We start from the raw sequence: 24,569 nt of genomic DNA on the forward strand, positions 1-24,569 counted from the left end.
TTTTCTCCTGCACATAAGAGAACGCAAACTTTCATTCGAAATAAATTTGTGCTTCAGGTCACATTGTAATTAGAATGTTACTGGTCGAAGTTAGCCAGGAGCATTTGTTATGACCGTTAAAGTTATCGTCACCGATATGGACGGAACTTTTCTCAATGACGCCAAGCAGTACGATCGCCCGCGTTTTCTCGCGCAGTTCGCGCAACTTCAGCAGCAGGGTATTGAATTTGTTGTCGCCAGCGGCAACCAGTACTATCAGCTGATCTCTTTTTTCCCGGAAATTCGCGAGCAGATCTCTTTTGTCGCCGAGAACGGTGCGCTGGTGTACGAACACGGCCAACAGCTGTTCCACGGCGAGCTGACCCGTCATGAATCCCAGGTGGTGATTGGCGAGCTGCTGAAAGACAGCCAGCTGAACTTCGTCGCCTGTGGCCTGGAGAGCGCCTACGTCAGCGACAATGCGCCCGACGCTTTCGTCGCCCTGATGGCAAAACACTATCATCGCCTGCAGCGAATCAGCGATTATCAGAACATTAACGACACCCTGTTCAAATTCTCGCTAAATCTGCCGGATAGCGATATCCCGCAGCTTATCGATAAACTGCACGTTTCACTCGATGGCATCATGAAGCCGGTGACCAGCGGTTTCGGCTTCGTTGATTTAATCATTCCCGGCCTGCATAAAGCGAACGGCATCAGCCGCCTGCTCAAACGCTGGCAGCTCTCGCCGCAGGAGTGCGTCGCCATCGGCGACAGCGGCAACGATGCGGAAATGCTGAAGCTGGTGAAATACGCCTTCGCCATGGGTAACGCCGCCGAAAGCATCAAAGCTATCGCCGATTACACGACTGACGACAACAACCATCACGGCGCGCTGAAGGTCATTCAGGCTGTTCTCGATAAGACGCCGCCCTTCTCCTGCTGACCGCTGACCGGGGCGCCCTGCCCCGGTTTTTCCATTTTGTGCGCCTCCTCTAAGTTTTAAACTTGCATTAACTTAAATTTAACTTAAATTAACGTTTGTAAGATTTAATACTTTCGAATGAAAGCTAAAAGCTGAGTGAGGTCACCATGGCTGCTATCTACACCCACGAAACATTACCCGCCGACCACAAAGCGGCGATCCGCCAAATGAAACAGCATCTGCGTGCACAAATCGGCGATGTACAGGCGGTATTCGATCGCCTCACCGCAAAGATTACCGCTCGCCTGGAAGAGATTGAGGCGCTGAAAGCCCGCGGCGAGGATGTCTGGCCGGTGATCCCGTTCAACGATATCGCGCAAGGGAAAGTCAGCGAGGCCCAGCGCGAGGCCATTAAGCGCCGCGGCTGCGCGGTAATCAAAGGTCACTTCTCGCGCGAACGGGCGCTGGCCTGGGATAACGCGATGCTTGAATATCTCGACCGTAACCATTTCGACGATGTCTACAAAGGCCCTGGCGACACCTTCTTCGGCTCACTTGACGCTTCGCGCCCGGAGATTTACCCGATTTACTGGTCACAGGCGCAGATGCAGGCGCGTCAGAGCGATGAGATGGCGGCCGTGCAGTCCTTCCTCAACCGCCTGTGGACCTTTAACCATGACGGCAAGCAGTGGTTCGACCCGGACGTGAGCGTTATCTATCCGGATCGCATCCGCCGTCGCCCGCCGGGAACCACCTCGAAAGGGTTGGGAGCGCACACCGATTCCGGCGCGCTGGAGCGCTGGCTGCTGCCGGCCTATCAGCGCGTCTTCGCCAACGTCTTCAACGGCAATATTGATGCCTATGACCCGTGGAATGCGGCGCACCGTACCGAAGTCGAAGAGTACACCGTCGACAACACGACCAAGTGCTCGGTCTTCCGTACTTTCCAGGGCTGGACCGCACTCTCGGATATGATTCCCGATCAGGGGCTGCTGCACGTGGTGCCGATTCCGGAGGCGATGGCGTATATCCTGCTGCGCCCGCTGCTGGACGATGTGCCGGACGATGAGCTGTGCGGCGTGGCGCCGGGGAAAGTGCTGCCGGTTTCCGAGAAATGGCATCCGCTGCTGATCAAAGCGCTCAGTTCAATCCCGGCGCTCAATGCCGGCGATTCGGTGTGGTGGCACTGCGATGTGATTCATTCGGTGGCGCCGGTGGAAAACCAGCAGGGCTGGGGCAATGTGATGTACATTCCCGCAGCGCCAATGTGCGAGAAAAACCTCGCCTACGCGCAGAAGGTCAAGCTGGCGTTGGAAAACGGCGCTTCGCCGGGGGACTTCCCCCGTGAAGACTATGAGGCCGACTGGCAGGAGCGCTTTACCCTGGACGATCTCAATATTCATGGTAAACGGGCGCTGGGTATCGCCGTCTAGTCGTCGTAGAGCCCTGCCTGCACAACCGTGGTAAGGCGGTTACCGGAACGGATCCGCCTTACCGAATCCCGTACCACCAGCGTACCGTGCAGCAGCAGCGAGCCGCGCGGCGCATCCGGGCGAATCAACCGCTGCTGAAGCAGATGTACCGCTTCCGTGCCCAGCTCGTCGCGCGGGACGTGGACAGCGGTCAGCGGCACATCCTGAATGGCGGCGAGGTTGAAACCGTCGATACTCATCACCGAAATATCCTGCGGCACCCGCAGCCCGCGCTTTTGCAGCGCGCTCACCGTCCCGGCGACCATAAAATCTCCGCCGACCAAAAATGCCGTTGGCAGCGATTTACCCGCCCGCGCGTCAAGCCATTCGCCCACCCGCTCTTCGCTGTCCCTGGCGCTAAAGCTGGCGACCGTAAGCAGATCACGCCCATCGGTAAAATGCAGGTTGCGCATCCGCCAGGCCTCTTTGATACCGGCCAGCCGCAGGTCCATCGTGTAACGCCGCAGGCACATCACATTCAACACCGCCCGATGCCCCATATCAAACAGATACTGCGCGGCAAACTGGCCAATCAGCCGGTGATCCGGCGCAATGGAGGAGAGGCGCATCGCTTCGTCGCGGCAGTTGATCAGCACGCAGGGTTTCGCCAGATCTACCGCCAGATCGTGAATATGCGGATCGTCAATTCCCAACAGGATCGCCGCTTCGGTTTCCGGTTCGTTCATGCGGGCCAGGAACTGATTGGCATCGCTGTCATTCTCTTCCAGCGCGCAGGTTCGCAGGCGCACCTCATGAGCGGCCAGCGCATGGTGGATACTTTGAATAACCCGGTAGTAATAGATATCAGAACGCTCATCAAACGCCCGCTGCGGCGCAAAGACGACCAGGCTGTTGAGCAGCATACGCCCGGCGGCGATGCCCTCCAGCACCCCCATGTCGCGCGCACACGTCAGCACGGCCCGCCGGGCCTTCTCACTGGTGTTCGCTTTTCCTGCCAGCACTCTGGAAACCGTGCTCGCCGACATCCCCGTCCGGCTGGCGATCTCGGCTATTTTGAGCTTTTTGTCCATTTTGTGATCCAGCTCCACCTTCAAAATGAAAGAATTTTCATCACCAACAAAGCCAGATTATCAAGTAAATGTTTGCCTCTTCAGTGAGCATTTCGTCATCTTATGAAAAAACTTTCATAAATAACGCTACTGCCCGCCTTTTTTCTCGCCTAACCTGAATTGGTCCGATAACTTCCATACTAGTTACCCGGATATAAGAACAAATAAAACAATATTATTCAAACCATTACAGGAACCGGTATGACAACTCGTGGTGCGAGCCGGTCATTACCCTACATTAAAAATCTTGTGGAGAGTTCTATGAGTCAAGGCCTCAACAACGATATCGCCGCCAGCAAATCCCGGCGGGTGATAAAGAATTTACGCTGGTGGATGCTGGTCCTTTTTTTACTCGGCGTCACCGTCAACTACATCACACGTAACTCTCTGGGGATTATCGCCCCGGAGCTGAAGGTCTCGCTCGGCATTACCACCGAACAGTATTCGTGGATTGTCGGCGCTTTTCAGTTGGCCTACACCCTTTTCCAGCCGCTGTGCGGCTGGCTTATCGACGTCATCGGCCTGAAGCTCGGCTTTATGATTTGCGCCACGCTGTGGGCCATTGCCTGTATCGCTCACGCCGGTGCCGGTAGCTGGCTGCACCTGGCCATCCTGCGCTTCTTCATGGGCGGTGCGGAAGCCGCCGCCACGCCGGCAAACGCCAAAACCATCGGTGAATGGTTCCCGAAATCGGAACGTCCAATCGCCGCCGGTTGGGCCGGCGTCGGCTTCTCGATTGGCGCGATGCTGGCGCCGCCGATTATCTACTTCGCCCACGCCTCTTTCGGCTGGCAGGGCGCGTTTATGTTCACCGGCGTGCTGGCGTTGCTGTGGGTCGTGCTGTGGTGGGCGCTTTATCACAACCCTGAAAAACACCCGAACCTCGACAAAAGCGAGCTGGCGTTCATTCGCCAGGACAACGAGCCGCCGGCCGTTAAGCTGCCGTTCTTCACCGCCTTAAAAACCGTCTCGAAAAACAAGCGCTTTTACGGTATCGCGATTCCGGCGTTCATGGCTGAACCGGCCTGGGCGGTGCTGAGCTTTTGGGTCCCGCTGTACCTCGCTAAAGAGCACGGCATGGATCTGAAACAAATTGCCATGTTCGCCTGGCTGCCGTTTCTTGCCGCCGACCTCGGCAGCGTCGTCAGCGGCTATCTGACCAGGCTGTATACCCGCTGGTTCGGCTATACCCGGGTTAACGCCGTCGTCGCCAGTTCGGTGACCGGCGCCTTTTTGATGATTTCGCTGGCCCTCATTGCCATCACCCGCGACCCCTATATCACCATCGTGCTGATCTCCATCGGCGGCTTCGGCCACCAGATCATCTCCTGCATGCTGAGCGCGCTGGTGGTGGAGTCGTTTGATAAAGGCCAGATGGCAACGGTCAACGGGATGCGCGGTTCCGCAGCCTGGATTGCCAGCTTCCTGTTCTCGCTATTAATCGGGGTGACCGCCGACAAAATTGGCTTCAACCCGCTGTTTATCGCCATGGGGTTCTTTGACCTGATTGGCGCCATCTTCCTGGTGGCATTTATTGCTGAACGTCGCGCCAAACGCGCCTGAGAGTGGATACAAAGATGAAAACGCTGAAACACTGGACATTGCACCAACGCTTGGCTCATCACGTTGAGTTAACTATCGACGGGCAGCACACGCTGTGCCTGTATGTACTGGAAGAGAACCTGTTCCGCGTCCTGCTTAAGCGCAAAGGTCAGCTGGCGCTGGACCGTACCTGGAGCATTGCACCGCAGCAGGACGTGCCGTGGGAAGGCCGCCCTCGTGAGGATCTGAGCGGCTTTAGCCTGCCCGCGTGGACGCTTGAACAACATGCTGAGAGCCTGACGGTCGCCACCGGGCAGCTGCGTGTCACCGTCCACCAGCCGCTGTGGCTGGAGTGGAGCTATCGTCATGACGACGGCGAATGGCTCCCGCTGGTCAATGACCGCCCCACCAGCGCCTATCTGCTCAACGCCCACGGCGACGGCGCGGCGCACTATCTGAGCCGCCGCAAGGACGAACGATTTTATGGCCTTGGCGAGAAGGCCGGCGATCTTCAGCGCAACGGTAAACGCTATGAAATGCGTAATCTCGACGCGATGGGCTATAACGCCGTCAGTACCGACCCGCTGTACAAGCATATCCCCTTTACCCTTACCCAGCGTAGCGACATCAGCTATGGCCTGTTCTACGATAATCTGAGCAGCTGCTGGCTGGATCTGGGCAATGAAATTGATAACTACCACACCGCCTATCGCCGCTGGCAGGCGGAAGCGGGCGATATCGATTACTACCTGTTCACCGGCCGACGGGCGCTGGATGTCACCAAAGCATTTGTTCGCCTGACCGGCAAAACGCTGTTCGGGCCAAAATGGAGTCTCGGCTACAGCGGCTCCACCATGCATTACACCGACGCGCCGGATGCGCAAAATCAGCTAATGAACTTTATCCGTCTGTGTGAAGCGCATGCGATTCCCTGCGACTCTTTCCAGCTCTCTTCCGGCTATACCTCGATCAACGGTAAGCGCTACGTGTTTAACTGGAACTACGACAAGGTGCCGCAGCCAAAAGTGATGACTCAGCGCTTCCATGACGCCGGCATTAAGCTGGCGGCCAATATTAAACCCTGTCTGTTGCAGGACCATCCGCGCTATAGCGAAGTGGCGGAAAAAGGGTTATTCATTCGCGACTCGGAGACCGACGCGCCGGAACGCTCCAGCTTCTGGGATGACGAAGGATCGCACCTTGACTTCACAAATCCCCACACCGTCGCCTGGTGGCAGGACGGCGTTACCCACCAGCTGCTGGAGATGGGCATCGATTCCACCTGGAATGATAATAACGAATTTGAAGTCTGGGATGGCGAAGCCCGCTGTCACGGCTTTGGCCAGAGCATCGCCATCAAGCATATTCGCCCGGTGATGCCGCTGCTGATGATGCGCGCCTCAATGGAAGCCCAGCAACGTTTCGCGCCACAAAAGCGACCGTATCTGATCTCCCGTTCCGGCTGTGCCGGAATGCAGCGCTATGTCCAGACCTGGAGCGGCGACAACCGCACCAGCTGGGAGACCCTGCGCTATAACACCCGCATGGGGCTGGGGATGAGTTTATCCGGCTTATATAACGTGGGCCACGACGTCGGCGGTTTTTCCGGTGATAAACCGGATGCCGAGCTGTTCGTACGTTGGGTACAGAATGGCGTGATGCACCCGCGCTTTACCATCCATTCATGGAACGATGACCAGACGGTCAACGAGGCGTGGATGTATCCGGGCGTGACTCCGGCGATTCGCAGCGCGATTGAACTGCGCTATCGCCTGCTGCCCTATCTGTATACGCTCCTGTGGCAGGCCCACGCCGACGATGAGCCGATGCTGCGACCAACGTTCCTCGATCATGAACACGATCCGCAAACCTTTGAAGAGTGCGATGATTTCCTGCTGGGGCGCGATCTGCTGGTCGCCAGCGTCGTCGAACCGGACAAGCGTCAGCGCCGGGTGTGGTTGCCGGAAAACGGCTCCGGCTGGTACGATTTTTATAGCGGGGAGTGGTTCTCCGCTGGCCAGTGGGTAACGCGAGATGCGCCGCTGGAACATCTGCCGCTGCTGGTCCGCGCCGGAGCCGGCCTGCCGCTCAGCGAACGCATCACCCACGTCAGCGCGACAAAAGACGATCGGCGCGAGCTGAAGCTGTTCCCGCTGAAAGGCGTGGGGTCGTCGCAGGGTCTGCTGTTTGAGGACGATGGCGAAAGCTGGGGCTATAAAGAGGATGATGCGCTGTGGCTGACGTGGGAGATGGTCTGCGACGCCAGCACCATCAGCCTGCAACTGACCCCTCGCGGCCGTTATTGCCCGGCCTGGGATACGCTGAAAGTGACTTTACCCGCCGGTGAAAAGCGCAAGCTGCTGATCAATGGTAAAGAAGCCGGTGAATGGCGTCTGAGGTAGTCCCGGCGCCCTTCCCTGGCGGGAGGGGCAGCGAATTGATGTCCAGCTGTAACTAACTACGCTACAACGGTAAGAACGCGTGGCGTTTTCGATGCGCCGGTTATACCGTAAGAGTGCCCCTTCCCCGGATCCGGACCTCTGACGATGAAAGTACTGAGCGCTCTTATTGTTTGGCTGACGTTATGTTCCACCAGCGCCCTGGCATTTCAGGAAAAACCCTCTCCTGAAATGCCGCTGCCCTCCGCCGCGGCCAAAACCACGGCCATTAGCCGCTTTGCCGCTGATGAAAACGATGCGGCGATCGCCCAGGCCTATAGCCCAGGGACATTTACCAGCGCCGCGCCAACCTACCGCGGTTTCCCGGCTCCTGCCGCCGCCGCACATCACCACTAAGCTGCCCTGCCTCTTCGGTTCGTGCCGGGCGGCAGCTGTCGCATAGCTGCCCGGCTCATCAGGCCGTGCCGTCGGGCGGCCGCGCTCCCTCAAACCGCAGCGATCAGAAAACCAATCAGCACGCAGTACAGTACCAGGCTCAGTAAAGTCAGAACAATAATCATTGCACGCTACCCCGTTCAGATTCAGAGAAGACGGGGTTCAGCCACGCAATCACTCAGCGAAAACGCGCTCATGGCCCCCTCCTGCAACAGATAATTCAGCGGCTATTTATTCACAGTATTGTGCAGGAAAGATGAGTAAATTAAGGGGTCTGAATGCATGGCGGATGGTAGCAGAGAGCTTCAGAGCAGGGCTGCTCTGAACAAGGTTATCCCGGCACGCAGGCGCACCGGGATCGCAGGCACTTAGTTATCGATACCTTTGCTACGCAGGTAATCTTCGTAGTTACCGCTGAAGTCGATCACGCGCTCCGGCGTAATTTCGATCACGCGGGTTGCCAGCGAGCTGACGAACTCGCGGTCGTGAGAAACGAAGATCAGGGTCCCCTGATACATCTCCAGCGCCATGTTCAGCGATTCGATCGATTCCATATCCAGGTGGTTAGTCGGTTCGTCCATGACCAGGATGTTCGGCTTTTGCATCATCAGCTTACCGAACAGCATGCGACCTTTTTCACCACCGGACAGCACTTTAGCCGGCTTTTTGATATCGTCCTGGCTGAACAGCAGACGACCGAGGATGCTGCGCACCGCCTGCTCGTCATCACCGTCCTGCTTCCACTGGCTCATCCAGTCGAAGACGGTCAGATCGTTTTCAAACTCGTATTCATGATCCTGCGCGTAGTAGCCAATCTGCGCGTTTTCAGACCATTTCACGCTGCCGCTGGTCGGTTCCAGTTCACCAACCAGGGTTTTCAGCAACGTGGATTTACCCACGCCGTTGGTCCCGAGCACGGCGAGCTTCTCACCGACTTCCAGCAGAAGATTGACCCCTTTGAACAGCGGACCATTGTCAAAACCTTTCGCCAGCGCTTCCACTTCCAGCGCATTTCGGAACAGCTTCTTATCCTGTTCAAAACGGATGAACGGGTTCTGACGGCTGGACGCTTTCACTTCATCCAGCTTAATTTTGTCAATCTGGCGGGCGCGGGAGGTCGCCTGGCGAGATTTTGAGGCGTTGGCGCTAAAGCGGCTGACGAAGGATTGCAGGTCGGCAATTTGCGCCTTTTTCTTGGCGTTGTCGGCCAGCAGGCGTTCGCGAGCCTGGGTCGCGGCGGTCATATACTCGTCGTAGTTGCCGGCATAAACGCGCAGTTCGCCGTAGTCGAGATCGGCCATATGGGTGCAGACCATGTTCAGGAAGTGACGGTCGTGCGAAATGATAATCATGGTGCTGTCACGTTCGTTCAGCACCTGCTCCAGCCAGCGAATGGTGTCGATGTCCAGGTTGTTCGTCGGTTCATCGAGCAGCAGGATATCCGGGTTCGAAAACAGCGCCTGCGCCAGCAGTACACGCAGCTTCCAGCCTGGCGCCACTTCGCTCATCGGGCCGTAATGCTGTTCAACCGGGATCCCGACGCCGAGCAGCAGTTCACCGGCGCGCGCTTCGGCAGAATAGCCGTCCATTTCACCGTAAGTGACTTCCAGGTCGGCCACTTTGTAGCCGTCTTCTTCGCTCATTTCCGCCAGGGAATAGATGCGATCGCGCTCCTGTTTTACTTCCCACAGCTCGCCGTGGCCCATAATGACCGTATCCAGCACGGTGAATTCTTCAAAGGCGAACTGATCCTGACGCAGTTTACCGATACGTTCGTTCGGATCGAGAGAGACGTTACCCAACGTCGGCTCAAGATCGCCGCCGAGGATCTTCATAAAGGTGGATTTACCGCTACCGTTGGCGCCAATCAGGCCGTAACGGTTGCCGCCGCCAAATTTGACGGAGATGTTTTCGAACAGCGGCTTACTGCCAAACTGCATGGTGACGTTGCTGGATACTAGCACGGGGTTATCCTGAAAAAAGAGAATGAGAAGTGTGATACATCGGGCATTATGCCAGCAAAGCCATCACTTTTCACGGTTTGCAATAAAATCGCAGGCAGCGCCTGTGGTACGGTCTCTCTCATATTGCGCGATTCATTTAACCGATACATGATTTTTTCCCTTAATCTGGAAGGAACCTATGACCACCTACTCCCGCCATCCGGCATTCTTATCGCTTCAGGGCGGCATCAACTTTCGTGACCTCGGCGGCCTGCACACCGCCGACGGCCGCCGCGTGCGCCAGGGGAAACTCCTGCGCTCCGGCTCGTTACACCAGATGACCGACGAGGATCTGAGCCGCCTGGATAATCTGCCGGTGACCCGGGTCATTGATTACCGCGATCCGCATGAGGTCCAGCGCAGCCCCGACAGGTTGAATGGACGGATGCGTTATCTCAATGCGCCCGCCAATCCTCTGACGCCAGAGGTCGATGCCAAAGTCACGGAACTTAACGCCGCGACGCTCAATGCCATGAGCGGCGAGAAATTTATGCTGCAGCTTTATCGTCAGTTACCCTTTAACAACGCCGCCTATCGCCAGCTTGCCGGCTGGTTGATGCAGCCTGCTGACGGTGCGCTGTTGCAGCACTGTGCGGTGGGTAAAGATCGTACCGGCGTGGGCTGCGCGCTGACGCTGTTCGCCCTTGGCTGCGACACGCCGACGGTGATGGAGGAGTATCTCCTCACCCACGGTACGCTGAACCAGGTCGAAAGCGGGCTCCTTGGCCTGCTCGGCGATCAACTGACCCCCCGCGGACGGCAGAATCTGGCAGAAATCCTGACGGTACATGAGTCGTACCTCGCGGCGGCGCTATCGGCAATTCACGAGCGCTATACCAGCGTGGATGGATGGCTGGAACAGGAATATCAGCTGACGCCCGACGCGCGTGAAGCGCTGCGCTCACGCTTTCTCGAGGGGTAAATGCCGTTTTTTCCTGCCACGATTTACCGCAGAAATGAAAAACGGCGAACTACACTTGAAACAACTGGCAAAAAAGTGTGATTTCGTACACATCTGATTTCCCTGTTGGATGGAATGCACATATAATGCGCTCCCATCTATTAGCTGAATCATCTGACAAAGGCCTTTGTGGCTTTGCCACTGCACACGACATGAAGAATATGAAAATATCGACACTCTTAGCGGCAGCCTTCGCCCTCGTCGGCTTTTGCAACACTGCATCCGCTGTCACTTATCCGCTGCCGACCGACGGTAGCCGACTGATTGGTCAGAACCAGGTGATTACGGTTCCTGATAACAACAAGCAACCGCTGGAATATTTCGCAGCTAAATACCAGATGGGGTTGTCCAACATGCTGGAAGCCAACCCGGGCGTGGATACCTATCTGCCGAAGAGCGGCACCGTGCTGAATATCCCGCAGCAGCTGATTCTGCCGGACACCGTGCATGAAGGTATCGTTATCAATAGCGCGGAAATGCGTCTTTACTACTACCCGAAAGGCACCAACACCGTTATCGTGCTGCCAATTGGTATCGGCCAGCTGGGCAAAGATACGCCGATCAAATGGGTCACTAAGGTAGAACGTAAGAAAGCGGGTCCGACCTGGACGCCGACGGCGAAAATGCACGCGGAATATATCGCAGCGGGTAACCCGCTGCCGGCCGTCGTACCGGCGGGTCCTGACAACCCGATGGGTCTGTATGCGCTGTATATTGGTCGTCTGTACGCGATCCACGGCACCAACGCTAACTTCGGTATCGGACTGCGCGTCAGCCACGGCTGCGTCCGTCTGCGTAACGAAGACATCAAATTCCTGTTTGAGAATGTGCCGGTCGGCACCCGCGTCGAGTTTATCGATGAGCCGGTGAAAGCCACCACCGAGCCGGACGGTAGCCGTTATGTCGAAGTACATAACCCGCTGTCCACCACCGAAGCCCAGTTCCAGGGCGGTGAAATCGTGCCGATTACGCTGACCAAAGAAGTCCAGGCGGTCACCAGCCAGTCCGACGTCGATCAGACCGTGGTCGAGCAGGCTGTCCAGAACCGTTCCGGTATGCCGGTTCGTCTGAACTAATCTTCTGACGTAACAGTATGAAAAAGGCGGGCCCGGTGCCCGCCTTTTTTTATCCGTTATTGACCAGGATAATGCCGCCATGATCGTAGCGATAGTGGCAGCGGGCATACTCCAGCGGCGTCCCGTCTTCCAGATAGATAACCTGCTCGACTTCCAGCACCGGGTCACTCTCGCCGCAGTTGAGGTGCAGCTGGTCCAGCGCATCCGGCTTCATCGCCCGCACCACGCGATACGAGCCCATCAGCTTCAGCCCCAGCGTCTCCTGCACGTAGCGAAACACCGAACTTTCCAGATGCGTTTTATTCAGCCCCGGCACCAGCGCCACGGGCATCACCGTCATATCCAGCGAGACCGGTTCGCCATTGAGCACCCGCAGGCGGACAAAATCATAGACTGGGGCATCGGCGTCGATAAGCAGCGAGGTTTGCTCTTTTTCCGTGGCAAAGCGCAGTTCAAAGCGGATAACCTGACTGGTCACTTCCCCCAGATGCTCCCAGGTTTTGGTGGCGCCGAAGTAATCGCTACCCGGCAGTTCCCACTGCGAGAGCTGCAGAAAGTTCTTACGCACGAAGGTACCCTGCCCTTTGCGGGTATAGATAAGCCCCTCGACAATAAGCTGGCGCATCGCCTGCTGGATGGTCATCCTGCTGGTGTTAAATTCCGCCGCCAGCGCAAACTGGTCGGGTAACGGGGCGCTGGCGGGGTACTGCTGGCTGATAATGCGTTTTTTTATTTCCCGCGCGATCGAAAGATACTTCGCCGTCATTCCCCGTCCTTTTTATGATGGTTGTCTCTGGATGTACTCTGTTGCACCAGTGCTGGCGGGCCTAAGAATACACCAAACGCCCGCCGCTCGCACCGCTACATCTGTGCACCATTGCTGCGAATAGCCTGCTTTAACCAGGCGTAGCTTTTCTTCGGCACGCGCTTAAGGTCTTTCAGATCGTGGTTTTCGCGATTCACATACACCACGCCGTAGCGCTTACGCATATCGCCCTGAGAACTGAGGATATCAATCAGTCCCCAGCCGAGGTAGCCCATCACCTGCGCACCATCTTCAAATATCGCCTCTTTCATGGCATTGATATGATCGCGATGATAGGCAATACGGTAATCATCGGCCACTGGCGTCTCACCATCCCATGACTCAATGACGCCAATGCCGTTTTCAATCGGGAATACCGGCAAACGCCAGTCGTTGTAGTAGCGCGTGATGATCATGCGGAAACCGAGCGGGTCAATCTGCCAGTTCCATTCCGTCGCTTTCAGCCAGCTATTCGGTTTATCACCGAACAGCATATAGTTGTTCACCGGCGTACCGGGAGGAACGGGATCGCTGTCCAGAGTCCGGCTGGCATAGTAGCTGAAGGCCAGATAGTCGACTTTTACCGTCGCCATCATCGCCAGATCCTCTTGCCGATAGATCTCGCTAAAACCTTCCCGCGCCACGAAGTGCATGACTTCCGGGCTGTAGCCTTCACCGGCAAAGGCGCGGAGCAGATTCTGGTTAAAGAACTCATCAAGCTGCTGGGCGCAGAGAATATCGCGCGGCTTACAGGTCGCCGGATAGACCAGCGCGTGCGCCAGCATGCCGCCCATCAGGCAGTGCGGTTTCTCCCGATGCAGATAGTCGGTCAGGTGAACATGGGCCATCATCACGTGGTGCTGGATCTGGTACAGCTCGCGCAGGGTTTTCTCACCGCGCAGATAGCCCGTAATGAGGAACGCCTCCGGCATATGGTAGAGATTCTGCTCGTTGAAGGTCAGCCAGTACTTCACCTTATCACCGTAGCAGGCGATCATCTTCTGGCCGTAACGAATAAAGGCCTCCATCACGCGACGGTCGGTGAAACCGTTATAGCGTTCCGCCAGTGAAAGCGGCATATCGAAATGATACAGGCAGATCATCGGCTCAATACCGCGGGCGATCAGTTCATCAATAAACTGGTGGTAGAAGGCGATCCCCTCTTCATTAAATTCGCCGTCGCCCAGCGGACACACCCGACTCCAGGCAATCTGGAAGCGATAGCAGTTCATCCCCAGATCCTGCATCAGATCGAAATCCTCCCGGTAACGATGGTAAGAGTCCGTGGCAACTTTCCAGTCGGAGGCGAATTCCGCAGGCTCGCGAATGTCGTACACCGACATCCCCTTTCCCCCTTCATTCCAGGCCCCTTCCGTTTGCATGCTGGAGACCGAATTACCCCACAAAAAGTCCGCCGGTAGTCTATTGTTCATCTCACGCCCCTATATGACTAGTCATTTAAATTTCATGACTAGTCATATAAACGATATTCATCGCCCAGGCAAAACAAAGGATCGTTTTTTGTGAGCGCAGCAAATAAAAAAATCCGGATCGGGGGCACAGATCCGGCCAGAGAGAGCGACCTGTAGTTATTGCTGTGCGAGCTGATCGCGGCGATATTCACCCTGACGCTCCAGCATCCAGCCGGGGTATTCGCGCGGCAGTGCGCTGACGGCATCCAGCTGGGCCAGCTCCACCTCGCTCAGTTGAATATCGACGGCGGCGAGGTTGTCCGCCAGCTGCTCGGGACGTTTGGCGCCGATAATCACGCTGCTGACCGCAGACTGATGCAGCAGCCAGGCAAGAGCAATCTGCGCGACCGAAACACCTTTGGCCTCCGCAATGACGCGCATGACATCGATGCAGTCGAAAGCGCGATCTTTATTTACCGGCGGGAAATCAAACGCCTGCCGGCGTCCGCCCTCGGCAGTCTGACCCTCACGATCGTATTTCCCGCTCAGCAGACCGCCGGCCAGCGGACTCCAGACCATCAAACCGACCCCTTCACTCTGCATCATCGGAATCAGCTCACGCTCCAGATCGCGCCCGGCGATCGTGTAGTAAGCCTGTAGGGAAGCGAAGCGCGACAGCCCCAGACGCGCGGAAATCCCCAGCGCTTTCACGATTTGCCAGGCCGCCCAGTTTGACACACCGATGTAGCGAACATGTCCCTGCTGCACCAGATTATCCAGCGCGTAGAGCGTCTCCTCGATGGGCGTCGCCGGATCGAAACCGTGGAGCTGATAAAGATCGATGTGATCGAGCTGCAGCCGTCGCAGACTCTCTTTGACGCTCTCCATGATATGAAAACGCGAACTGCCGCGGGAATTGACGCCGGCCGTACCGGTTTCGCCAAAGACTTTGGTAGCCACCACCACGTTCTCGCGCGGAACCTTCAGGTTTTTTAGCGCCTGGCCGGTTAACATTTCCGAACGGCCTTCAGAATAGACATCTGCGGTGTCGATAAAGTTAATGCCCGCATCCAGCGCACTGCCCACCAGCTGTTCGGCCTCAGCCTGGCGCAACTGACCAATTTTGCCCCACATGCCGCCTTCGCCGCCAAAGGTCATGGTGCCCAGGCACAGTCGGGAGACAAACAGACCGGTGTTTCCGAGTTTTTGATAACGCATTGGACTCTCCTCATCAGGATATTAAACCTCAGCGTTAACGTTATACGCCCGCGACGGAACCGGCGAATGGGGTGATTCTGTCTGTTTCTTGCCCAATCCTCTGAAAATCAGGCGATGAATAGCAGCAAGGCGTAGCCGACCAGCGCCGCCCACAGCAGCAGCGGCAGAGAGTAAAGATGGAAGCGCCACCAGATGCGGCGATCTGATGCCATACGCAGGGCAATTAAATTAGCCAGCGAGCCGGGAAGCAGGCCAAAGCCGCCGACGTTGACCGCCCAGGCCAGCAGCGTCGAAGGAGGAACATAGTTGAGCAGTAGAATGGTGGCCGGTACGTTACTGATGAACTGCGACAGGCCAATCGTCGACAGCCACAAGCCGCCGGCAGAAAGCTGGCCCACCCCGCTTAAAACCTGATGCAGCGCGGGAAGTTGCGTCAACAGATGAACGTCAATAAACATCACCATAAAGACCAGCAGCAGCGACCAGTCCACATGGATAATCACCGCCCGCGCCAGCAGCAGAAAGCCGAGAATAATCAGCCCCAGCCCCCACAGTTCAAGCTTCATTTCTAAAGCCGTCAGGAAGATCAGATAAAACGCCAGACAGCCCCACACCAGCTTCGGCTGCCACGATGGCGCCCGGTCCGCGCTTTGAAAGTGCAGACGGGTGGCGGAGAAACAGCACCAGCACAGTACCAGCAGCGTCAACATCATCGCCGCCGCCAGCGGCAGCATTTGCCCGATAAACCCAAGGAAGCTGAGGCCGGATCGCCCCCACAGCAGGATATTTTGAGGATTACCGATAGGTGTTAACAAGGATCCGGCGTTGACCGCCAGCGCCTCGAAAATAATCAGCCGGTTAACCGGTAACGCGCACCATTTTTTCAACGTCAGCGTGAGCGGTACGACGATAAACAGCGCCACATCATTGGTCAGAAACGTCGAGAGCAGCGCCGCCGCAAGGACCATAAAAATGGCCAGCTGACGCTCGGTGGCAAACCGACGCACCATTTTGCGGCCAAGCACATCAAAGTAGCCGCTCAGTTCAATCCCTTTCGTCAGCAGCATCAAGCCGCTCAGGGTGATGATCGTGTGCCAGTCGATAGCCTGGGGCCAGCTTTTTGGCGCAAACGGGACAAAGAAACTTAAACCGCAGGCGATGATCAACAGTAAATGCAGAAAACGATCGCGAGCCAGGGAGTGAACAAAGGGAAGATTCATTCTCCTTGCTGCCCGTATTTAAGGGTGAACTGATTAAATGCCGCCAGCGTCTCTTCACTGACGTGATGTTCCATCCCTTCCGCGTCACGACGGGCTATCTCCGGACTCACGCCCAGAACCAGTAAGAAATTCTCGACGATCTGGTGGCGTTCGCGGCTCTCATGCGCCAGTTTCTCGCCTTCCGGAGTTAAAAAGACTCCGCGCCATGGGATCTGCTCAATCAGTCCGACGCTGGCCAGGCGTTTTAACATTTTGGCCACCGTTGGCTGGGAGACCCCCAGACGCGCGGCCATATCAACCTGACGCGCCTCTCCCACTTCGCGAATCAGATCTGAAATCAATTCGACGTAGTCGTCAATCAGCTCCCGGCGGTGGGCTTCGCGTACCTGGCGAAACCCCTCAACGTGTTCTTCAACATTAACAAGCTGCGTCACTTTTTTTGTTATAGGTCTTCCGGCGCGACGGTTCATTGTGCTTCCTCATACGTGTGACGCATCAAGCATCATCTCAAAAGATCCCCATTGTAAATGATTGGGCCCGTAGCACAAAAAATTAACGTTTTAGCCATAGCTATAAAATATAGCCTGTGCTATATCTGTATGTAATACAGACATCCTTCAAGGAGCGAAGGGCGAAATTACAGGAGGTCCCATGAACGAATTCAAGAGGTGCTTACGCGTGTTTACTCATTCTCCTTTTAAAGTCCGCTTAATGCTGATTAACATGCTGTGCGACATGATGAACGGCAAGAATCGCCAGGAAAAACCCCATCACTAAATGCGGCGTCGCGGTACGCCGCTTCATTTTTCCGTCACAATACCCTGTCAAACTGACCCGTTTCGCCACGTTCTCGCCGCTTTTTTCAAGTTTTGTAAGCTTTCTCTCAAAACAATCCGTTATGTCCGGTTGACCTTATCATTTGCAAGCCCTATCTTTTGTCAGCCCTGCCACTACTGCGGCTCGCAGAGACCCTCTTCAGGCACTGTCCAGCAGGTTTTACCCCTTGATGCCAGGGGATGCACATGGCGTCTTTTTGATTAATTACTATGAATGTCACCCTGAAAGAAACGCTGGTCGCTCGCGGATTAGTCCCTAACCCGTGGACAGGATTTTATTTTCTCCAGTCTCTGCTGATTAACCTCGCACTCGGCTATGAATTTAGCCTGCTCTACACCGTCGCATTTACATGCGTGTTACATCTGCTGTGGCGTCATGCCCCGCGGATGCAAAAAGTCGTGGCGGGAGGCTACTCGCTGCTTGCCGCCTTCTATTACCCGTTTGGCCAGGCGTATGGCGCCCCCAACTTCAACACTCTGCTGGCGCTGCATGCCACTAACGTCGAAGAGTCCACGGAAATTCTGACCATCTTTCCCTGGTACAACTACCTGCTGGCGGTCTTTATTTTTGCGCTGGGCGTGATTGCCGTACGTCGTAAAAGGGAAGAGCGTAAGCCGTGGAGCAAAATGGAGCTGCTGGGGCTGTTGTTCAGCATCGGCATCTTCTTCCTGCAGCCGGTGCAGAATCTGGCCTGGGGCGGCGTCTTCAAAGTGATTGATACCGGCTATCCCGCCTTCCGTTTCGTGAAAGACGTGGTGGTCAACAATAATGAAGTGCTCGACGAGCAGGCGCGGATGGCTCAGCTGGCCAATATGAAAGACAGCTGGCATGTGCTGGCGGTCAAACCCAAATATCAGCTTTACGTCGTGGTCATCGGAGAGAGCGCGCGCCGCGATGCGCTTGGAGCTTTTGGCGGCCACTGGGACAACACGCCGTTCGCCAGCTCAGTCAACGGCTATCTGTTTAATGACTACATTTCCGCCAGCGGTTCAACGCAAAAATCTCTCGGCTTAACGCTCAACCGGGTGGTGGACGGCAAGCCGCAATACCAGGATAACTTCGTCACGCTGGCGAACCGTGCCGGCTTCCAGACATGGTGGTTTTCCAATCAAGGGCAAATCGGCGAATACGATACGGCGATAGCCAGCATCGCAAAGCGTGCGGATGAGGTGCAGTTTCTCAAAAATGGCGACTTTGAGGCCAACAAAAATACTCAGGATGAGCAGCTGTTGAAGCTAACCGAGCAGGTGCTCTCCGTGCAGCGGACCCAGCCGCAGCTGATCGTCCTGCATCTGATGGGATCTCACCCGCAGGCCTGCGATCGTACCAAGGGAAAATATACTGTCTTTGTACAATCGAAAGAGACGTCCTGCTACCTCTACAGCATGACGCAAACCGATACGCTGCTCGGCAAGCTCTATCATCAGCTGCAGAATTCCGGCGAAAGTTTCTCGATGACCTATTTTTCCGATCACGGTCTGGCCTTTAAAGAGCGCGGTAAAGAGGTGCAGTACCTGGCGCACGACGATAAGTACCAGCAGAATTTCCAGGTGCCGTTTATGGTGCTGTCCAGTGATGATAAAGCGCATAAAGTGATTAAAGCGCGGCGTTCTGCCAACGATTTCCTCGGGTTCTTCTCCCAGTGGACCGGGATCCGCGCCGCCGAGATTACGCCTCGCTACCGTTTCATCTCTGAACAAGCCGCCGGGCCGGCCTATATCACCAACTTCCAGCTACAGAAAGTGGACTATACCCATCTGGGTACCGATCTGTTCACCACCCACTAACAGGGCCCGCCGCCGGGAAACCGCGGCGGCTAACCCGAGCGAACGCCGCGCGTTACAGGCAAAAAAAAAATCCGCCCCAGTGAGGCGGATTTTTTATATCACCGAAGCGATTAGAAGCTGTAACCAACGCCAGCGATCCAGGTGCCAACGTCAACGTTACGAATACGAGACTGCTCGTAGGAGAAGTCCAGAGCAACGTTTTCGATCGGGTTGAACTGCATACCTGCACCGTAAGAGAAACCGTAGTCGCTCATGTCGTGCTTGTTCGGGTAGCTGTTGTCCTGGAATTTGCCGTGACCGACACCCACTACGCCGTAGATGCTAGCCCAGTCGTTCAGACGGTAAGCCGGACCTGCGGTGATGCCGTAGTACTGGCCTTTCTGGTATACGCCAGATTCAGTACGGTCTTTTTCGGTGTAGGTGAAAGAACCGATAACACCCAGCGGGCTATTGTCTTGCTCGTAACGGTACTTCAGGTTGAAACCGCCAGCTTTGTTAGCTTCACCCTGCATGTCGCTCTGAGCATAACCACCGGTAACGGTAGAAGTTGCAGCGAAAGCGGTACCTACGGATGCAGCCAGAACAACGGCCAGTGCTGAAAAACGTGCAATTTTATTCATAACCACCTCAAATGTGTTTCTAATAAGTCCTAAGTCTTAAATATATCAAAAACTTTCAGGAAACTCTTTTGACTTTACACTGTCTAACATAGCTTTTCATGTAACCAAAAGTTTCCATAATTCTATAACAAACTGGAAAACAACCGTTTTTGGTGAATACCCTACTATTAAGGCCGATAAGGCCCCGCACGTGCATCCAGATTAATCCTAATCAACAGGTTAATTTCTCTTCGCGTCTCGCCCCATTGTACGCCTCCCGAACGCGTTTTTTTCAACAATAGATAAACCGTAGCCAGGTAATTCATTTACACTGGAACCTTTACCGCATTTGACAAACCCTGACAGGAGAAAGGATGCCCGGCTCGTCCCGCAAAATACCGGCATGGCTGCCGATACTGGTCATTTTAATCGCCATGGTCTCTATCCAGAGCGGCGCTTCGCTGGCGAAATCGCTGTTCCCGTTGGTCGGCGCCCCCGGGGTGACCGCGCTGCGCCTGGCGTTAGGCACCTTGATTCTGGTGATCATCTTCAAGCCCTGGCGCCTGCGCTTTACCGCTGAGCAGCGCCTGCCGCTCCTCTTGTATGGTCTGGCGTTGGGGGCAATGAACTATCTCTTTTACTTATCGATTCAGCGCATTCCGCTGGGGATTGCGGTGGCGCTGGAGTTCACCGGGCCGCTGGCGGTGGCGCTGTTTGGTTCGCGGCGTCCGCTCGATTTCGTCTGGGTGATCCTCGCCGTACTCGGGCTGTGGTTCCTGCTGCCGCTGGGGCAAGACGTCGCGCAGGTCGATCTGACCGGTGCGCTGCTGGCGCTGGGCGCCGGGGCCTGCTGGGCCGTCTATATTCTGACCGGCCAGCGTGCCGGAGAAGAACACGGTCCGGCAACGGTGGCGATGGGGTCGCTTATTGCCGCCGTGGTCTTTGTTCCGCTGGGCATGCTGCAGGCAACCGACACGCTGTTCCAGTGGTCGCTGCTGCCGCTGGGACTGGCCATCGCCGTCCTCTCTACGGCGCTACCTTACTCGCTGGAAATGATTGCCCTCACCCGTATGCCCACCCGCACATTCGGCACGCTGATGAGCATGGAGCCGGCGCTCGCCGCGCTATCGGGCATGATATTTCTGGGCGAGACGCTGACCTTTACGCAAACCCTGGCGCTCGGGGCGATTATCCTCGCCTCGATGGGCTCTACGCTGACAATGCGCCGGGAAAGTAAAATCGAAAAAGTGGATATCAGCTAGCCAACGTAACCCGTTCTGCACGAGGCAATCGCATCGTGCAGAACCGCGCTCTCACGCTGACTTTTTACGCAATTTCATGCCCTTTTCAAAATAGCCAACCCCCCCGCACTATCGAACCAATAGGGACAACCGCCCTGCCCATACTGCGATCCGTTGCTATACTTAGTCACATTAGTTACCGGGGACAAGCGCTCCATTTGATTCAAATTTGATGTATGACGAGTATAAATATCAAGAGGATATGAAACTATGAGTACCGCAAAACTGGTTAAAACGAAAGCATCCGATCTGCTCTATACCCGCAACGATGTTGCAGACAATGAGAAGAAGGAAACCGTCGAGCTGCTGAATCGTCAGGTGATCCAGTTCATTGACCTGTCGCTGATGACCAAGCAGGCTCACTGGAATATGCGCGGTGCCAATTTTATTGCCGTTCATGAAATGCTGGATGGCTTCCGCACCGCCCTGACCGACCATCTCGACACGATGGCTGAACGCGCCGTACAGCTGGGCGGCGTCGCGCTGGGCACCACTCAGGTGATCAACAGCAAAACCCCGCTGAAAAGCTACCCGCTGGATATTCATAGCGTTCAGGATCACCTGAAAGAGCTGGCTGACCGCTACGCGATTGTGGCCAACGATGTGCGTAAAGCGATCGGCGAAGCAAAAGATGAAGACACGGCCGATATCTTTACCGCCGCCTCCCGCGACCTCGATAAATTCCTGTGGTTCATCGAAGCCAACATCGCATAATCCTGCACAATCACCGTCAGCCTGGCTGGCGGTTTTTTTCAGATTATCCTGACCTCTGCCGCCTGATTTTTTCCCTGATCTTCATCCGCACCATTTCAGTGCGCGACAATGGGCAAAATACGTACAAAAGTAAAACAATTGTAATAATCACCTCACACAATCGTTACAGCAAGATTGTTTTACCATCAGTGTTTGCGTTAAAAATGCACTTGTTATTCGGCGTGTTTATGACGCACCAAAATGACGCCCCATTGCGGTGCATTTGCCGTGACCTATAACCGAAACCGTGCAACAGGATAGACTTCGTTTGTTATAAAACAACAAGTTGTAAAACTGGCACGATTTTTTCATATGGTTACACGTTCTCGCAGGGGATCGTCCCGTGGATAAAAAAGGAAATGCTATGAAGTCTGTATTTAAAGTTTCACTGGCTGCACTGACCCTGGCTTTTGCGGTTTCTTCTCAGGCCGCTGAAAAACAACTGATTGTTGCGACCGATACGGCGTTTGTTCCGTTTGAATTTAAGCAAGGTGATAAGTATGTCGGTTTTGATGTCGACCTGTGGGACGCCATCGCGAAAGAGCTGAAACTGAACTATACCCTGAAGCCGATGGATTTCAGCGGCATCATTCCTGCGCTGCAAACCAAAAACATCGACCTCGCGCTGGCGGGGATTACCATTACTGAAGAACGCAAGAAAGCGATCGAGTTCTCCGATGGCTACTATAAGAGCGGCCTGCTGGTGATGGTGAAAGCCAATAACAACGATATCAAAGATGTGAAGGACCTGAACGGTAAAGTCGTGGCGGTGAAAGGCGGTACCGGCTCCGTTGACTACGCGAAAGCCAATATCAAAACCAAAGACCTGCGTCAGTTCCCGAATATCGATAACGCCTATATGGAGCTGGGTACCGGCCGCGCCGATGCCGTTCTGCACGACACGCCAAACATCCTGTACTTCATCAAAACGGCCGGCCACGGTCAGTTCAAGGCGGTAGGGGAATCGCTGGAAGCGCAAAACTACGGTATCGCCTTCCCGAAAGGCAGCGACGAGCTGCGCGAGAAAGTGAACGGCGCGCTGAAAACGCTGCGTGAAAACGGCACCTACAACGAAATTTATAAAAAATGGTTCGGTACTGAGCCAAAATAATAATCAGCCTTGATCGCTTACAGGTCTGCTGAATGCCGATCGCCCGGACAGGGCCCCTGACCACTATCCGGGTATCACTTTGCCGCAGACCTGAGTCATTTTTTCTCAGAGGCACGCCTCTGTTTTTCGACACGGTAACAGGAACGAACTATGCAGTTTGACTGGAGTGCCATCTGGCCTGCCATTCCAATTTTGCTGGAAGGCGCCAAAATGACGCTGTGGATTTCCGTCCTCGGCCTGGCTGGCGGCCTGATAATCGGCCTCGTCGCCGGTTTCGCCCGCTGCTTTGGCGGCTGGATTGCTAACCACATTGCGTTAGTCTTTATCGAGATCATTCGCGGAACCCCGATTGTGGTTCAGGTCATGTTTATCTACTTCGCCCTGCCGATGGCGTTCAATGATCTTCGCATTGATCCCTTCTCGGCGGCGGTCGTGACCATCATGATCAACTCCGGCGCCTATATCGCAGAAATTACCCGCGGGGCGGTACTCTCAATTCACAAGGGCTTCCGTGAAGCTGGCCTGGCGCTTGGCCTGTCCCGTCGTGAAACCATCCGCCACGTGATTCTGCCGCTGGCGCTGCGTCGCATGCTGCCGCCGCTGGGTAATCAGTGGATCATTAGCATCAAAGATACCTCACTCTTTATCGTCATCGGCGTCGCCGAGCTGACCCGTCAGGGTCAGGAGATTATTGCCGGTAACTTCCGCGCGCTGGAAATCTGGAGCGCCGTGGCCGTGATTTACCTGATCATCACCCTGGTGTTGAGCTTTATTCTGCGTCGTCTTGAAAGAAGGATGAAAATCCTGTGATTGAATTTAAAAATGTTTCCAAGCACTTTGGCCCGACCAAGGTGCTGCACGATATCGATCTGAAGATCAATAAAGGCGAAGTTGTGGTGATTATCGGGCCGTCCGGCTCCGGGAAATCGACGCTGCTGCGCTGTATTAACAAACTGGAAGAGATAACCAGCGGCGAGCTTATCGTCGATGGTCTGAAGGTTAATGACCCGAAAGTCGACGAGCGCCTGATCCGTCAGGAAGCCGGGATGGTGTTCCAACAGTTCTATCTGTTCCCGCATCTGACGGCGCTGGAGAACGTCATGTTCGGGCCGTTACGCGTGCGCGGTGCTAAAAAAGAGGCCGCCGAAAAACTGGCGAAAGATCTGCTGGAAAAAGTGGGGCTCGCCGAACGCGCGCACCACTACCCTTCCGAGCTCTCCGGCGGCCAGCAGCAGCGCGTGGCAATCGCTCGCGCCCTGGCGGTAAAACCCAAAATGATGCTGTTTGACGAACCGACTTCAGCGCTGGATCCGGAACTGCGCCACGAAGTGCTGAAAGTGATGCAGGATCTGGCGGAAGAAGGGATGACGATGGTCATCGTTACCCATGAGATCGGCTTTGCTGAGAAAGTGGCATCGCGGCTGATCTTTATCGACAAAGGGCGTATCGCCGAAGATGGCGATCCGCAGGTACTGGTGAAAAACCCACCGAGCCCGCGTCTACGCGAATTCCTGCAGCACGTCGCCTGATATCCCTCCAGGCTCCCCGTATACGGGGAGCCGCTTTCGCTTTCCAGACACATCCCACGCCGCTTCTCTCGCTATCAGCCTCTATACTTAATGGTTTTGGAATGAGATGGAGGCGCCGTGCCGTGGATCCTGTTA

22 protein-coding genes are annotated in these 24,569 nt (G+C 55.5%); 14 read left to right on the forward strand and 8 right to left on the reverse strand.

All coding sequences use genetic code 11. From position 1 onward, the window contains the following. Positions 1-109: 109 nt before the first annotated feature. Both GRPL_RS04010 and GRPL_RS04005 read left to right on the forward strand, forming a co-directional pair. Positions 110-925 carry a Cof-type HAD-IIB family hydrolase gene (locus tag GRPL_RS04010; protein ID WP_032688694.1) on the forward strand — a complete coding sequence of 272 codons (816 nt, stop codon included), beginning with the start codon at positions 110-112 and terminating at the stop codon, positions 923-925. 146 nt (positions 926-1,071) lie between these two features. Next, positions 1,072-2,337: a DUF1479 domain-containing protein gene (locus tag GRPL_RS04005; protein WP_032700523.1), complete on the forward strand. Its 1,266-nt coding sequence runs from the start codon at positions 1,072-1,074 to the stop codon at positions 2,335-2,337. Here GRPL_RS04005 and GRPL_RS04000 read toward each other — a convergent pair. Then, entirely contained in the window at positions 2,334-3,407 is a 1,074-nt protein-coding gene (locus GRPL_RS04000; RefSeq protein WP_032688696.1) for a LacI family DNA-binding transcriptional regulator, read from the reverse strand. The two genes, GRPL_RS04005 and GRPL_RS04000, sit on opposite strands and share 4 nt — an antisense overlap. A 300-nt stretch (positions 3,408-3,707) precedes the next feature. Between GRPL_RS04000 and GRPL_RS03995 the strand changes: the two genes are divergently transcribed. The 3 genes from GRPL_RS03995 to GRPL_RS03985 all read left to right on the forward strand — a co-directional run bounded on the left by GRPL_RS03995 (position 3,708) and on the right by GRPL_RS03985 (position 7,783). After that, positions 3,708-5,009: an MFS transporter gene (locus GRPL_RS03995; protein ID WP_032700524.1), complete on the forward strand. Its 1,302-nt coding sequence runs from the start codon at positions 3,708-3,710 to the stop codon at positions 5,007-5,009. Positions 5,010-5,023: 14 nt separating this feature from the next. After that, positions 5,024-7,390, forward strand: coding sequence for a glycoside hydrolase family 31 protein (locus GRPL_RS03990; protein WP_032700525.1), 2,367 nt, complete (start codon positions 5,024-5,026; stop codon positions 7,388-7,390). Positions 7,391-7,534: 144 nt separating this feature from the next. Further along, positions 7,535-7,783, forward strand: coding sequence for a hypothetical protein (locus GRPL_RS03985; protein ID WP_032697677.1), 249 nt, complete (start codon positions 7,535-7,537; stop codon positions 7,781-7,783). Positions 7,784-8,190: 407 nt separating this feature from the next. Here GRPL_RS03985 and GRPL_RS03980 read toward each other — a convergent pair whose 3' ends face one another. Next, a complete protein-coding gene (locus tag GRPL_RS03980; protein ID WP_004859854.1) occupies positions 8,191-9,786 on the reverse strand; it encodes an ABC-F family ATPase in 1,596 nt (531 codons plus the stop codon). A gap of 178 nt (positions 9,787-9,964) precedes the next feature. On the opposite strand from GRPL_RS03980, the gene GRPL_RS03975 reads away from it, so the two are divergent. After that, a complete protein-coding gene (locus tag GRPL_RS03975) occupies positions 9,965-10,747 on the forward strand; it encodes a tyrosine-protein phosphatase (protein ID WP_032688700.1) in 783 nt (260 codons plus the stop codon). A gap of 191 nt (positions 10,748-10,938) precedes the next feature. After that, positions 10,939-11,862, forward strand: a complete 924-nt coding sequence (gene ldtB, locus GRPL_RS03970) for a L,D-transpeptidase (protein WP_160873486.1) — start codon at positions 10,939-10,941, stop codon at positions 11,860-11,862. Between the two features lie 49 nt (positions 11,863-11,911). Here ldtB and GRPL_RS03965 read toward each other — a convergent pair whose 3' ends face one another. The 5 genes from GRPL_RS03965 to mntR form a co-directional block, all read right to left on the reverse strand. Beyond that, a complete protein-coding gene (locus GRPL_RS03965) occupies positions 11,912-12,628 on the reverse strand; it encodes a GntR family transcriptional regulator (RefSeq protein ID WP_032700526.1) in 717 nt (238 codons plus the stop codon). A 95-nt stretch (positions 12,629-12,723) separates the two neighbouring features. Beyond that, positions 12,724-14,100, reverse strand: a complete 1,377-nt coding sequence (locus tag GRPL_RS03960) for a glycoside hydrolase family 1 protein (RefSeq protein WP_032700527.1) — start codon at positions 14,098-14,100, stop codon at positions 12,724-12,726. A gap of 156 nt (positions 14,101-14,256) precedes the next feature. Beyond that, complete coding sequence (locus GRPL_RS03955; RefSeq protein ID WP_032688703.1) at positions 14,257-15,297, reverse strand: aldo/keto reductase; 1,041 nt, start codon at positions 15,295-15,297, stop codon at positions 14,257-14,259. A gap of 107 nt (positions 15,298-15,404) precedes the next feature. After that, positions 15,405-16,517 (reverse strand): anion transporter, encoded by a 1,113-nt coding sequence (locus tag GRPL_RS03950; protein WP_032700528.1) that lies wholly within the window; start codon positions 16,515-16,517, stop codon positions 15,405-15,407. Beyond that, positions 16,514-16,987 carry a manganese-binding transcriptional regulator MntR gene (mntR, locus tag GRPL_RS03945; protein ID WP_004859834.1) on the reverse strand — a complete coding sequence of 158 codons (474 nt, stop codon included), beginning with the start codon at positions 16,985-16,987 and terminating at the stop codon, positions 16,514-16,516. Before mntR ends, GRPL_RS03950 begins: the two co-directional genes overlap by 4 nt. A 181-nt stretch (positions 16,988-17,168) precedes the next feature. Here mntR and mntS point away from each other — a divergent pair, with 181 nt between their 5' ends. Together mntS and GRPL_RS03935 are read left to right on the forward strand one after the other, a co-directional pair. Beyond that, entirely contained in the window at positions 17,169-17,294 is a 126-nt protein-coding gene (gene mntS / locus GRPL_RS03940; RefSeq protein ID WP_015584839.1) for a manganase accumulation protein MntS, read from the forward strand. Between the two features lie 269 nt (positions 17,295-17,563). Then, positions 17,564-19,141, forward strand: a complete 1,578-nt coding sequence (locus tag GRPL_RS03935; protein WP_032688705.1) for a phosphoethanolamine transferase — start codon at positions 17,564-17,566, stop codon at positions 19,139-19,141. A 110-nt stretch (positions 19,142-19,251) separates the two neighbouring features. Here GRPL_RS03935 and ompX read toward each other — a convergent pair whose 3' ends face one another. Then, positions 19,252-19,761, reverse strand: coding sequence for an outer membrane protein OmpX (gene ompX / locus GRPL_RS03930; RefSeq protein ID WP_032688706.1), 510 nt, complete (start codon positions 19,759-19,761; stop codon positions 19,252-19,254). A 353-nt stretch (positions 19,762-20,114) separates the two neighbouring features. Between ompX and rhtA the strand changes: the two genes are divergently transcribed. The 5 genes from rhtA to glnQ all read left to right on the forward strand — a co-directional run bounded on the left by rhtA (position 20,115) and on the right by glnQ (position 24,434). After that, positions 20,115-21,002, forward strand: a complete 888-nt coding sequence (gene rhtA / locus GRPL_RS03925) for a threonine/homoserine exporter RhtA (protein WP_032697685.1) — start codon at positions 20,115-20,117, stop codon at positions 21,000-21,002. 249 nt (positions 21,003-21,251) lie between these two features. After that, positions 21,252-21,755, forward strand: a complete 504-nt coding sequence (dps, locus tag GRPL_RS03920) for a DNA starvation/stationary phase protection protein Dps (protein WP_032700529.1) — start codon at positions 21,252-21,254, stop codon at positions 21,753-21,755. Positions 21,756-22,158: 403 nt separating this feature from the next. Continuing rightward, complete coding sequence (gene glnH, locus GRPL_RS03915) at positions 22,159-22,905, forward strand: glutamine ABC transporter substrate-binding protein GlnH (protein WP_032688710.1); 747 nt, start codon at positions 22,159-22,161, stop codon at positions 22,903-22,905. A gap of 150 nt (positions 22,906-23,055) precedes the next feature. Beyond that, on the forward strand, positions 23,056-23,715 hold the full coding sequence (gene glnP / locus GRPL_RS03910; protein WP_032700530.1) for a glutamine ABC transporter permease GlnP: 660 nt from the start codon (positions 23,056-23,058) through the stop codon (positions 23,713-23,715). Beyond that, a complete protein-coding gene (glnQ, locus tag GRPL_RS03905) occupies positions 23,712-24,434 on the forward strand; it encodes a glutamine ABC transporter ATP-binding protein GlnQ (RefSeq protein WP_004859814.1) in 723 nt (240 codons plus the stop codon). Before glnP ends, glnQ begins: the two co-directional genes overlap by 4 nt. Positions 24,435-24,569 lie beyond the last annotated feature (135 nt).

Origin of the sequence: Klebsiella planticola ATCC 33531, assembly GCF_000735435.1 — a bacterium.
Lineage (GTDB): Bacteria > Pseudomonadota > Gammaproteobacteria > Enterobacterales > Enterobacteriaceae > Klebsiella > Klebsiella planticola.

What these genes read in the sequence shown, in the direction of transcription:
- GRPL_RS04010 (WP_032688694.1), top strand. Translation starts at nt 110, where the DNA reads ATGACCGTTAAAGTTATCGTCACCGATATGGACGGAACTTTTCTCAAT.
- GRPL_RS04005 (WP_032700523.1), top strand. Translation starts at nt 1,072, where the DNA reads ATGGCTGCTATCTACACCCACGAAACATTACCCGCCGACCACAAAGCG.
- GRPL_RS04000 (WP_032688696.1), bottom strand. Translation starts at nt 3,407, where the DNA reads ATGGACAAAAAGCTCAAAATAGCCGAGATCGCCAGCCGGACGGGGATG.
- GRPL_RS03995 (WP_032700524.1), top strand. Translation starts at nt 3,708, where the DNA reads ATGAGTCAAGGCCTCAACAACGATATCGCCGCCAGCAAATCCCGGCGG.
- GRPL_RS03990 (WP_032700525.1), top strand. Translation starts at nt 5,024, where the DNA reads ATGAAAACGCTGAAACACTGGACATTGCACCAACGCTTGGCTCATCAC.
- GRPL_RS03985 (WP_032697677.1), top strand. Translation starts at nt 7,535, where the DNA reads ATGAAAGTACTGAGCGCTCTTATTGTTTGGCTGACGTTATGTTCCACC.
- GRPL_RS03975 (WP_032688700.1), top strand. Translation starts at nt 9,965, where the DNA reads ATGACCACCTACTCCCGCCATCCGGCATTCTTATCGCTTCAGGGCGGC.
- ldtB (WP_160873486.1), top strand. Translation starts at nt 10,939, where the DNA reads ATGAAGAATATGAAAATATCGACACTCTTAGCGGCAGCCTTCGCCCTC.
- GRPL_RS03965 (WP_032700526.1), bottom strand. Translation starts at nt 12,628, where the DNA reads ATGACGGCGAAGTATCTTTCGATCGCGCGGGAAATAAAAAAACGCATT.
- GRPL_RS03960 (WP_032700527.1), bottom strand. Translation starts at nt 14,100, where the DNA reads ATGAACAATAGACTACCGGCGGACTTTTTGTGGGGTAATTCGGTCTCC.
- GRPL_RS03955 (WP_032688703.1), bottom strand. Translation starts at nt 15,297, where the DNA reads ATGCGTTATCAAAAACTCGGAAACACCGGTCTGTTTGTCTCCCGACTG.
- GRPL_RS03950 (WP_032700528.1), bottom strand. Translation starts at nt 16,517, where the DNA reads ATGAATCTTCCCTTTGTTCACTCCCTGGCTCGCGATCGTTTTCTGCAT.
- mntR (WP_004859834.1), bottom strand. Translation starts at nt 16,987, where the DNA reads ATGAACCGTCGCGCCGGAAGACCTATAACAAAAAAAGTGACGCAGCTT.
- mntS (WP_015584839.1), top strand. Translation starts at nt 17,169, where the DNA reads ATGAACGAATTCAAGAGGTGCTTACGCGTGTTTACTCATTCTCCTTTT.
- GRPL_RS03935 (WP_032688705.1), top strand. Translation starts at nt 17,564, where the DNA reads ATGAATGTCACCCTGAAAGAAACGCTGGTCGCTCGCGGATTAGTCCCT.
- ompX (WP_032688706.1), bottom strand. Translation starts at nt 19,761, where the DNA reads ATGAATAAAATTGCACGTTTTTCAGCACTGGCCGTTGTTCTGGCTGCA.
- rhtA (WP_032697685.1), top strand. Translation starts at nt 20,115, where the DNA reads ATGCCCGGCTCGTCCCGCAAAATACCGGCATGGCTGCCGATACTGGTC.
- dps (WP_032700529.1), top strand. Translation starts at nt 21,252, where the DNA reads ATGAGTACCGCAAAACTGGTTAAAACGAAAGCATCCGATCTGCTCTAT.
- glnH (WP_032688710.1), top strand. Translation starts at nt 22,159, where the DNA reads ATGAAGTCTGTATTTAAAGTTTCACTGGCTGCACTGACCCTGGCTTTT.
- glnP (WP_032700530.1), top strand. Translation starts at nt 23,056, where the DNA reads ATGCAGTTTGACTGGAGTGCCATCTGGCCTGCCATTCCAATTTTGCTG.